Source organism: Methylobacterium platani, from assembly GCF_001653715.1.
Lineage (GTDB): Bacteria > Pseudomonadota > Alphaproteobacteria > Rhizobiales > Beijerinckiaceae > Methylobacterium > Methylobacterium platani.
This window is the reverse complement of sequence record NZ_LWHQ01000113.1, coordinates 1-9,540: the sequence shown is the minus strand read 5'-3', so window position 1 is coordinate 9,540 and position 9,540 is coordinate 1. Positions and strand designations below refer to the sequence as shown.

The following is a 9,540-nucleotide window of genomic DNA, read 5'->3' as shown; positions in this document are numbered from 1 at the left end:
AAGGGCGTATCCGGTATTAGCTCAAGTTTCCCTGAGTTATTCCGAACCGAAGGGCACGTTCCCACGTGTTACTCACCCGTCTGCCGCTGACACCACGAGGATGCCCGCTCGACTTGCATGTGTTAAGCCTGCCGCCAGCGTTCGCTCTGAGCCAGGATCAAACTCTCAAGTTGAAGAGCTGATCAAAGCTGATCACAACATAAAACGGAAGCACACAACCGATCGGCGTTTCCGCCTGATCGTGTGAGCACCGAAACGTCGGATCAGCATCATCCTACTCACGATCCAGGCCGAAACCCGGATCCGCAGGGACGACGCCGTCCACGCTTCTCTTTCTCAGATGTACTTGTCAAAGAGCAGACCGACCAGGGGCCGATCTCGACCTCCGGAGAACGAAAAGCCGCACCAGGTCGCCCCGGCCCTTGCTTGATCATCTCTGGAGAAGTCCGTCGCGGCGACCAGTTCGTCGGCGCCCCGTCGGTGAGCGGCTGTCTAAGGGTAGCCGGCTCCCCTGTCAACACGCACCGGTCCGGAGGATCGCCGACGGGGCGATCGGGCAGGGGGCCGCCCGGTGCATCTCCGAGACGCCCGTCAACGGAGAGCGGTCAGACCCGGCACGCGCCTGCGGCGGAGTAGCCGAGACCTTCCGCGACGCATCCCCTAGATTGGGAGCGGCGACGCAGGAGATGGACGGCGGATGCGCACGACCCTTCCACCCATCGCGGTGATCGGTGCCGGGTTCAGCGGCACCATGGCGGCTTTGCATCTCAGCAGGCTGATGCCGGAGCGTCCGGTTCTGCTGTGCGAGAAGTCGGGCGCCTTCGCGCGCGGGCTCGCCTACGCGACCGGCTGCAGCGACCATCTCCTCAACGTGCGCGCCGCCAACATGAGCGCCTTTCCCGACCGGCCCGACCATTTCTCGCGCTGGCTCGAAGGGTGCCCGCTCGACGGAATCGCCTGGACCCGCGCAACGCCGGCCGGGCTGTTCGCGGCCCGCGGGCTCTATGGCCGTTACCTCACCGACCTGCTGCTGGCGGCGCTCGCCGAGCCCGGGCCGGGCCCGCGGCTGATGCTCGAGAACGACGAGGCTGTCGACCTCGCGCCCACGGAGGGCGGCTTCGAACTGACCCTCGCGGCCGGGCGCCGCCGGCACGTCGCCGGCGCGATCCTCGCTTGCGGCAACCTGCGGGCGCCTCGCGGGCCGCGCAGCCGCTACGCGGTCGACCCCTGGGACGACACGCCTCTCGACGACCTGCGGCCCGACCTGCCGCTGCTCATCGTCGGGACCGGTCTGACCATGGTGGACGCCGTCGCAGCCCTGCGCCAGCACGGCTTCGCCGGCCCGATCCTGGCGGTGTCGCGGCACGGGCTGCTGCCGCAAGTCCACGCCGCGACCGCATCCTGGCCGGCGCCGACCGTGCCGGACGCGGCGCGCCGGTCGCTCGGCGCGTTGTTGCGCGTCGTGCGCGAGGAGACCCGCCGGGCGATCGCCGCCGGCATCGACTGGCGCAGCGTGATCGATTCCCTGCGGGGCACCAGCGTGGAGCTGTGGCGCGGCCTGCCGCTCGCCGAGCAGCGCCGCTTCCTGCGCCATGTGCGGGCGTTCTGGGACGTGCATCGCCACCGGATGGCACCGCCGGCCGCCGAGATCGTGGCGCGCGAGCGCGCGAGCGGCCGGCTGAGCCTGATGCGGGCCCGGGTGGTCGCCCTCGAGGACCGGACCGGCCACGCTCGCGTCACACTGCGCGAGCGCGGGGCCGAGGCGGCGCGGACCGTCGACGTCCAGCGCATCATCGACGCCTCCGGCGTCGGTCGCGTCGCCGACACCGACGACCTGCTGCTGCGCCGCCTGATGGAGCGCGGCCTGATCCGTCCGGACGCGCTCGGCCTCGGGCTCGCCGTAACGGAGGATCTCGCCGTGCTCGACCAGCGCGGCGAGGCCCACCGGCCGCTCTGGACGCTCGGGCCGCTGCTGCGCGGGACCCTGTGGGAATGCACTGCCGTGCCGGATATCCGCGGCCAGGCGGCGGAGCTCGCCCGGACGGTGGCGGCGCGGCTGCAGGGTGTAGCGATGGCGGCCGAGCGGGAAACCGTGTGAGGTCGGCCGGGACGATCGCCGGGGCCGGAAGCCGTGGTGCGTCAGGCGCTTGCGCCGATCCCGGCCCAACCCCTCTTGAATTCCATAATGTTGCTTATGCGAATCATGGGTGTAGGCGCACGGTTGCAACAACGGGGGCGCAAAGTTGAAACGTCCCACCCGAGACGGGCCATTCCGCCGGGCTCCCCCGTCTGGGGCAGACCGGCAGGGTCTTCCGCGTTCAGAGCGCCGCGAGCAGCGCCGCCGCCTTGGCACCGACCTGCTCGGGCGTATCGCCCGGCTTGTACAGCGACGAGCCGCAGCCGTAGCCGCTGGCGCCGGCCTCGCGCCAAGCCGGCAGGCTCCGGGCGTCGACGCCGCCGACCGGCAGCAGCGGCGTGTCCTTCGGCAGCACCGCCCGCAGGGCCTTGAGCATCGGCGGCCCGCCGGCCTCGGCGGGAAACAGCTTGAGGGCGTCGGCGCCGGCATCGAGCAGGCCGAAGGCCTCGGTCGGGGTCAGGAAGCCCGGCATCGCCACCATGCCGCGCGCCTTGGCGGCCCGCACCAGCCCCGTATCGGCGTGCGGCGTCACCAGCAGGCGCCCGCCCGCCTCGGCCACCGCCGCGACCTCAGTCTCGCGGCGGACCGTGCCGGCGCCGACGAGGGCCCGGTCGCCGAGGCGAGCCGCCAGGCGGCGCACGCTCTCGACCGGCTCGGGCGAGTTGAGCGGCACCTCGATGATCGCGATACCGGCGGCGACCAGCGCCTCGCCGATCGCCTCGACCTCGTCCGGCCGCACCCCGCGCAGGATCGCCACCAGCGGGCAGCGGGCGAGCCACTCCGTCACGTCCAGATTCATGCCCACTCGGTTCTCTCCCCGATCAGCCCCAGGCCGCGGGCGGCGATGTCGGGATCGCCCGCGATCGCCTCGCCGCCCTTGAGCGCGATCGCGCGGCCGTAGAGCGCCATCAGCGGTCCGGAGCCGACGAGGTAGACCGGGGCGGGCCCGGTCATGGCGGACGCCACCTCGTGCCCGATCAGCAGGCCGGACAGGTAGCTCGCCGCATCCTCCGGCGCGAGCCGGCCGAACAGCCCGAGGGTGCGGGTCCCGAACAGATGGTGGAGCAGGCCACCGGCCTCCGCCGACCGGGCGATTCCCGCCTCGAAGGCCGGCCCGGGCTCGGCCGTTCCGGTCATCATGCGGCCGAGGATGGTGTGGTCCTTGAGCGCCGCGAAGGCCTCGCCGGTCATGTGGGTGGAGAATCCCGCAATGCGGCCGCCCGCGACCCGCACCCACTTGGCGTGGCTGCCGGGCAGGCACAGCAGCGCGTCCCGGCCGTCGCCCGCGAGAGCGCCGAAATCGAGCGCTCCGAAAATCTGGACTTCCTCGCCGCGCATCACCTCGGGCGTTCCGCCCGCATCCTCGGTGCTCAGGCCGGGCACCAGCCGGACCGTCGCCCCGTCGAACGGCACCGGCACCACGGCCCGCGCGAGATCGTCGACCCCGGCCGGACAGGCGAGGTACGGGGCCTCCTGCCAGCCTTGCCGGCTGCCAACCATGCCGGAGAGCAGCACGCGGGTCTCTCCGGCCGCGAGCCAGTCGCCGACCATGCCGGCGAGCGCCGCCGGAAAGCCGCCCTCGGGCACCCGCAGGATGCCTCCGGCGCTCTCGCGCCGCTCCAGCAGCCTCCCGTCCGGCGCGAGCCGGTAGGCGCGGGCGCTGCTCGTTCCCCAATCCACCGCGATCATGCCGGATCCTGTGCCCCAGGGCCGCCGCGCGCGCAACCGCCGGGCGCGCCGCGGCCGACACGGTCCGGGCCGTTCCCCGTCCGCCTTCGTCTCCGGGCGGCGCCGATCGCCGGGACGCCTTCGCCGAATCCCGATCTGGGAGCGAAATCCTCCCGTGTCTTAATCTGCCTTTCAATGTCTAGGTGTACTCAAAACGTACCGCGACGAAGCGGAACTGCGAGAATAAAACGCAAAACTGCGCCGTTGATAGAAAAATACCTGCCAAACATCGTCAAATTTTATCCGTGAACGGGGGATTTTCATGACGCCGGACGCCTGGACCAATCTGCAGATCGTCAATTGCACGTCGTTCCCCCTGATCAGCGGCGCCGGCAAAGGTGGCGGCGGCATCGGGTTCTTCAACGCCTACCAGATGAACTCCTGGTTCAACGCCCCGAATGCGGCGCCGAACCCGATCGTCGCCAGCCGTGCGACCGCGAGCTACATGCTGCAATTCCTGCGCGGCGTCGGCGACGAGGATGACGGGGCCGACATCCAGCTCAATCTCGGCACGGCGACCAGCGGCGCCAGCAGCGTGGTCTGGCTGCAGGCCCGCAGCGCCCAGAACAGCGCGCACTACCTGCAGGCGCAGCTGCAGCAGCCGACCGTGTCCGGGGCCGGACCGTTCGCGGTGGCGGTGACGCAGCAGGGCACCTGGCCGCTCGATGAGCCCGGCACGGGGCTGACCTGGTATGCCGGCACGCAGCTCGCCCCCCTCGGCGCGCCGGATGCCGACCAGTGCCTCGCCATCGTCGATCTCGGGGCGATCGTCTCGCAGGACGTCGCGCAGGCCCTCGTCCAGATGATGGTGGCCGGAACGCTCAGCGCGGACGATGCAGAGTCGCTCTGGATGGGCGTGATGAGCCGCATGCACTGGCGCCCGGGCGCGAAGGCGGCCTGACCGCCCGGCGACGCCGCGAACGACCCTGAGCAGCATCGTCGGAAGCGCCCGGCCGCGTCGCGGCCGGGCGCTCCTTGCGTGGCGGTCCCGCCGCTTGACGGCGTTTTTCGACCCGACTATCCCGGCGATAAAGTTGCAAGTGAAACTAAATCCCGGGCAGGAAAGGGTCGCCGCCATGAACGTTCCGACGAGTGCGCAGGCCCATCGCGAGGCGCCGTCCGGCTCGCGCCCCGCGGCGACCGGATCCGGGCTCGCCCCCGGATACATGTCCGGCTTCGGCAACGGCTTCGAGACCGAGGCGCTGCCCGGGGCGCTGCCCGTCGGCCGCAACTCGCCGCAGCAATGCCCATACGGCCTCTACGCCGAGCAGATCTCAGGCTCGCCGTTCACGGCGCCGCGCACCACCAACGAGCGCTCCTGGCTCTACCGCATCCGCCCCACCGTCATGCATTGGGGGGCGTTCCGGAAGGTCGAGGCGGGGCTCTGGCGCACCGCCCCGTCCGCGGAGGTCGAGATGGCGCCGGCGCCCCTGCGCTGGGACCCGGTGCCGATCCCGGACGAGCCGCTCTCCTTCGTCGAGGGCATTCGCACGATGACCACCGCGGGCGATGCGGGGGCGCAAGGAGGCATGGGCGCGCATCTCTTCTTCGCCACCCGCTCGATGCGCGACGAGTACTTCACCAACGCCGACGGCGAGATGCTGGTGGTGCCGCAGGAGGGCGCGCTTCGCTTCCGCACCGAGTTCGGGACCATCGACGTCGCGCCCGGCGAGATCTGCGTGATCCCGCGGGGCGTGAAGATCGCGGTCGAGCTCCCCGGCGGCCCGGCGCGGGGCTACCTGTGCGAGAATTACGGCGGCGCCTTCACCTTGCCGGAGCGCGGCCCGATCGGCGCCAACTGCCTGGCCAACCCGCGCGACTTCCTCACGCCGGTGGCGGCCTACGAGGACCGCGACGCGCCCGGCACGATGCTGGTGAAGTGGGGCGGCTCCCTGTGGGCCGCCGACATCGCCCACTCGCCCCTCGACGTGGTCGCGTGGCACGGCAACTACGCGCCCTACAAGTACGACCTCAGGAAATTCTCGCCGGTCGGCCCGATCCTGTTCGACCACGCCGACCCGTCGATCTTCACGGTGCTGACCTCGCCGTCCGAGACGCCCGGCACCGCCAACATCGACTTCGTGCTGTTCTCCGACCGCTGGCTGGTGGCGGAGAACACCTTCCGGCCGCCGTGGTACCACCTCAACGTGATGAGCGAGTTCATGGGGCTGGTCTACGGGGTCTACGACGCCAAGACCGGCGGCGGCTTCCGGCCGGGCGGCGCCTCGCTGCACAACACGCTGCTGCCGCACGGGCCCGACCGCGACGCCTTCGAGAAGGCCTCGAACGCCGAGCTGACGCCGCACAAGCTCGAGGGGACGCTGGCCTTCATGTTCGAGACGCGCTTCCCCCAGAAGGTCAGCCGCTTCGCCGCCGAGACGCCGGCCCTGCAGGCGGATTACGGCAGCTACGGCCGCAAGCTCGCCAAGCACTTCGACCCGAGCCGGCCGGAGGCGCGCCGATGACGACGATCGACCACACCCACGATCCCGCCGCCCGCTCCTGCGTGCCGGGGGCCGACGGGCATTCCGACTTCCCGATCCAGAACCTGCCGCTCGGGGTGTTCTCGCCCGGCGATGGCGTCGCGCGGGCCGGCGTCGCGGTCGGCGACCACATCCTCGACCTCGCGGCGGCGCGGGATGCGGGCCTGCTGACCGGCGAGGCGGCACGCGCGGTCGCGGCGGCGGAAGGCGGCACGCTCAACGGGCTCCTGGCTCTCGGCGCCGGCCCGCGCCGCGCCCTGCGGGCGCAGCTCTTCGCGCTCCTGTCGGCCGAGGGCCCGGACCGCGACCGGGTGCCGACGCTACTGCACGAAGCCTCGTCCTGCTCGCTGCACCTGCCGGCCCGGATCGGCGACTACACCGATTTCTTCGTCGGCATCCACCACGCCACCAATACCGGGCGCCAGTTCCGGCCCGACCAGCCGCTGCTGCCGAACTACAAGCACGTGCCGGTCGGCTATCACGGCCGTGCCTCGTCGATCCGGCCCTCCGGCGTCCCGGTGCGCCGGCCGCACGGCCAGGCCAAGCCGCCGCATCTCGACGCGCCGGTCTTCGGCCCGTCGCGCCGGCTCGACTACGAGCTGGAGCTCGGCGTGTGGATCGGCCCCGGCAACCAGCAGGGCAGCCCGGTGCCGGTGGAGCAGGCCGCCGGGCAGGTCGCGGGCTTCTGCCTGCTCAACGACTGGTCGGCCCGGGACATCCAGGGCTGGGAGTACCAGCCGCTCGGGCCGTTCCTGGCCAAGAGCTTCGCCACCACGATCTCGCCCTGGATCGTCACGCCGGAGGCGCTGGCGCCGTTCCGCATCCCGCAGCCGGCCCGGCCCGAAGGCGATCCCGCCCCCCTGCCCTACCTCCTCGATCACGCAGACCAGGCCGGCGGCGCCCTCGATCTCGACCTCGAGATCCGGCTCTCGACGGCGGCGTCGCGCGCGGCCGGCCTGCCGCCCCATCGCGTCGCCCGCTCGAACGCCCGGCACATGTACTGGACGGTCGCCCAGATGATCGCCCATCACACCAGCGGCGGCTGCAACCTCTGCCCGGGCGACCTCCTCGGCACCGGCACGCTCTCGGGCCCGGACCTCGAATCCTGCGGCAGCCTGCTCGAGACCAGCCAGGGCGGCAAGGTGCCGATCCGCCTCGAGAGCGGCGAGGAGCGCCGCTTCCTGGAGGACGGGGACGAGGTCACCCTGGTCGCGCGCGGCCTGCGCGAGGGTTTCGCGCCGATCGGCTTCGGGGCGTGCCGGGCCCTGGTGCTGCCCGCGTCATGAGCTGGCATCCGGTCGCCGATATCGCGGAGTTCGAGGGCGGGCCGCTGCTCGCCCGCGAGGCCGGCGGCGTCGCCCTCGCGCTCTACCGCGTCGATGGCGCGGTCTACGCCACGCAGGCGCGCTGCACTCATGCCGACGTGCCGCTGACCGATGGCGAGATCGTCGAGGGCCTCATCGAGTGCCCGGCCCATTACGGCCTGTTCGAGATCGCCACCGGTCGGGCCCGGGGCGGGCCGGTTTGCCGCGACCTCGCGACCTACCCGGTGCGGATCGACGGGACCCGGATCTGGGTCGAGGTCGGGCCGGACGACCCGTGAGGCGTCGCCGCGCCCGGGCGCGGCCATGCATCCTGCGCGCACCGATCACGGATTGATGAAGTGCAATTTTCGCGGTGCAGGTCTAGGTAAGATTTACCATTCGATAGTCGAAGCGGTCTCTCCCAACGCGGAGGCACGCATGAAACGACTCTTTCTCGCCGGTATCTCTTTGTTTCTCGTCTTGCCAGCCTACGCGCAGAGCGGCGTGAATCCTGCGGAAATCCGGGAGCCAGGACCGCCGAGGCTGACGACCCCGTTCGAGGGGCAGGAGGAAGTCTTCGAGGGCAGCCGGACCCAGGTCGACAATTCGGGCCCCGGCTCGACCGGAACGCTCGCCCGGAGCGGGACCGGCGCCGATAACTGGTCCAACGACACCGCCAATACCTCGAACGCATCCAATCCCGAGCGCGGGATCCCGAATTCCGGCGGCAGCGGCGGGGATAGCGGGCAATAGGCGAGACGCCGCCGGCCTCCCTCACGGGAGGCCGGCGGCACGCCGTTCGAGCTTTCGCGATTTCGGCCGCGGGCGACGCAGCCGCATGCAGCCCGTCGCCCGACCCGTATCCTCAGCGATCCCCCGCCAGCCCCTGCCCGCTCGCGGCCCCGGCGAGCGCCAGGATCGCCCGGTTGAGCGGCACGTCGATCCCGTGGCGCTCGGCCGCCGACACGACGGCGCCGGTGAGGTGGGCGTGCTCGAGGGGCCGGCCGGCGAGGCGGTCGTAGAGCATCGAGCTGCCGCCGTCGCCGCTGATGCGCCGATAGCTGTCGAGGATGCGGGTGACGTCCTCCTCGGTCAGCCGGGCGCCCTCGGCGTTGGCGACCCGGATCACCTCGGCCATCAGCCCGCGGGCGAGGTCCTGGATCGCCGGGTCGTCGAACACCACGATGCGGCGCAAGGTGAGCGCCGTGATCGGGTTGACCACCGCGTTGCTGAGAAGCTTGCGCCAGGCGACCGTGACGAAATCCGCTTCCTGCGTGATCTCGAACGGCGTGCCGGCGAACAGGGCTGCGAAGGCCGACCCGTCGGCGCCGGCCGGCACGCTCATCCTGGTCGAGCCGTGATGGGTGATGCGGCCGGGCGCCGTGCGCTCGACCGAGCAGTAGATGATCGCCGGCAGCACCGTCACGCCGTCCGGCAGGTGCGGCCGGGCCCGCTCGGCCTGGCCGACGCCGTTCTGCACCACCACGACCCGGGTCCGCGGGCCGACGAGGGTGCGGAACCAGGGCTCCGCGCTCGCGGTGTCCTGCGCCTTGGTGGTGACCAGCACCCAGTCGGCGACGCCGACGTCCTTCGCGTCGGCGACGATGCGCACCGGCACCTCGCGCTCGCCCGCGGCGTCGGTGACGACGAGGCGGTCGAACGGCGTGCGCACGCAGAGCACGACGTCGCGCCCCGCCCCCTCCAGCGCCCCCGCCAGGTAGCCGCCGATCCCGCCGCTCCCGATCACCGCGACGCTGCCCGCCTGCCTGGTGCCGTCCGCCATCGTCCCGCTCGCTCTCGAAGAATGCCTCAAGGCCTAACCTTAGGCCGCTGCCGGCGGCCCGGGAAGGCGGCGGGGATGCAAGGTCAGGGCAATCGGGTGAATGAG

The 9,540-nt window shown here is 71.6% G+C and carries 9 protein-coding genes and 1 rRNA gene; 6 read left to right on the top strand and 4 right to left on the bottom strand.

What is annotated here, in order from left to right; genetic code table 11:
• A 16S ribosomal RNA gene (locus A5481_RS31515) occupies positions 1-173 on the bottom strand; the annotation flags it as partial.
• Positions 174-697: 524 nt separating this feature from the next.
• Here A5481_RS31515 and A5481_RS31510 point away from each other — a divergent pair.
• A complete protein-coding gene (locus A5481_RS31510; RefSeq protein WP_048435801.1) occupies positions 698-2,098 on the top strand; it encodes an FAD/NAD(P)-binding protein in 1,401 nt (466 codons plus the stop codon).
• Between the two features lie 220 nt (positions 2,099-2,318).
• Here the strand turns inward: A5481_RS31510 and A5481_RS31505 are convergent, their stop codons facing one another.
• Positions 2,319-2,936 (bottom strand): 2-dehydro-3-deoxy-6-phosphogalactonate aldolase, encoded by a 618-nt coding sequence (locus A5481_RS31505; protein ID WP_048435804.1) that lies wholly within the window; start codon positions 2,934-2,936, stop codon positions 2,319-2,321.
• A complete protein-coding gene (locus A5481_RS31500) occupies positions 2,933-3,826 on the bottom strand; it encodes a 2-dehydro-3-deoxygalactonokinase (RefSeq protein WP_048435800.1) in 894 nt (297 codons plus the stop codon). The genes A5481_RS31505 and A5481_RS31500 overlap by 4 nt, the downstream gene beginning before the upstream one ends.
• Before the next feature lie 301 nt (positions 3,827-4,127).
• Between A5481_RS31500 and A5481_RS31495 the strand changes: the two genes are divergently transcribed.
• The 5 genes from A5481_RS31495 (at position 4,128) to A5481_RS33090 (ending at position 8,405) form a co-directional block, all read left to right on the top strand.
• Entirely contained in the window at positions 4,128-4,766 is a 639-nt protein-coding gene (locus A5481_RS31495; RefSeq protein WP_053082506.1) for a hypothetical protein, read from the top strand.
• Positions 4,767-4,941: 175 nt separating this feature from the next.
• The gene (hmgA, locus tag A5481_RS31490) at positions 4,942-6,330 is read left to right on the top strand and encodes a homogentisate 1,2-dioxygenase (protein WP_048435799.1); all 1,389 of its coding nucleotides are present in this window, start codon (positions 4,942-4,944) and stop codon (positions 6,328-6,330) included.
• Positions 6,327-7,634 (top strand): fumarylacetoacetase, encoded by a 1,308-nt coding sequence (fahA, locus tag A5481_RS31485; RefSeq protein ID WP_048435798.1) that lies wholly within the window; start codon positions 6,327-6,329, stop codon positions 7,632-7,634. The genes hmgA and fahA overlap by 4 nt, the downstream gene beginning before the upstream one ends.
• Entirely contained in the window at positions 7,631-7,951 is a 321-nt protein-coding gene (locus tag A5481_RS31480) for a Rieske (2Fe-2S) protein (protein WP_053082505.1), read from the top strand. The genes fahA and A5481_RS31480 overlap by 4 nt, the downstream gene beginning before the upstream one ends.
• A gap of 139 nt (positions 7,952-8,090) precedes the next feature.
• Positions 8,091-8,405, top strand: a complete 315-nt coding sequence (locus A5481_RS33090) for a hypothetical protein (RefSeq protein ID WP_082984984.1) — start codon at positions 8,091-8,093, stop codon at positions 8,403-8,405.
• A 112-nt stretch (positions 8,406-8,517) separates the two neighbouring features.
• On the opposite strand, the gene A5481_RS31475 is transcribed toward A5481_RS33090, so the two are convergent.
• Positions 8,518-9,435: a 2-dehydropantoate 2-reductase gene (locus A5481_RS31475; protein WP_064504510.1), complete on the bottom strand. Its 918-nt coding sequence runs from the start codon at positions 9,433-9,435 to the stop codon at positions 8,518-8,520.
• Positions 9,436-9,540 lie beyond the last annotated feature (105 nt).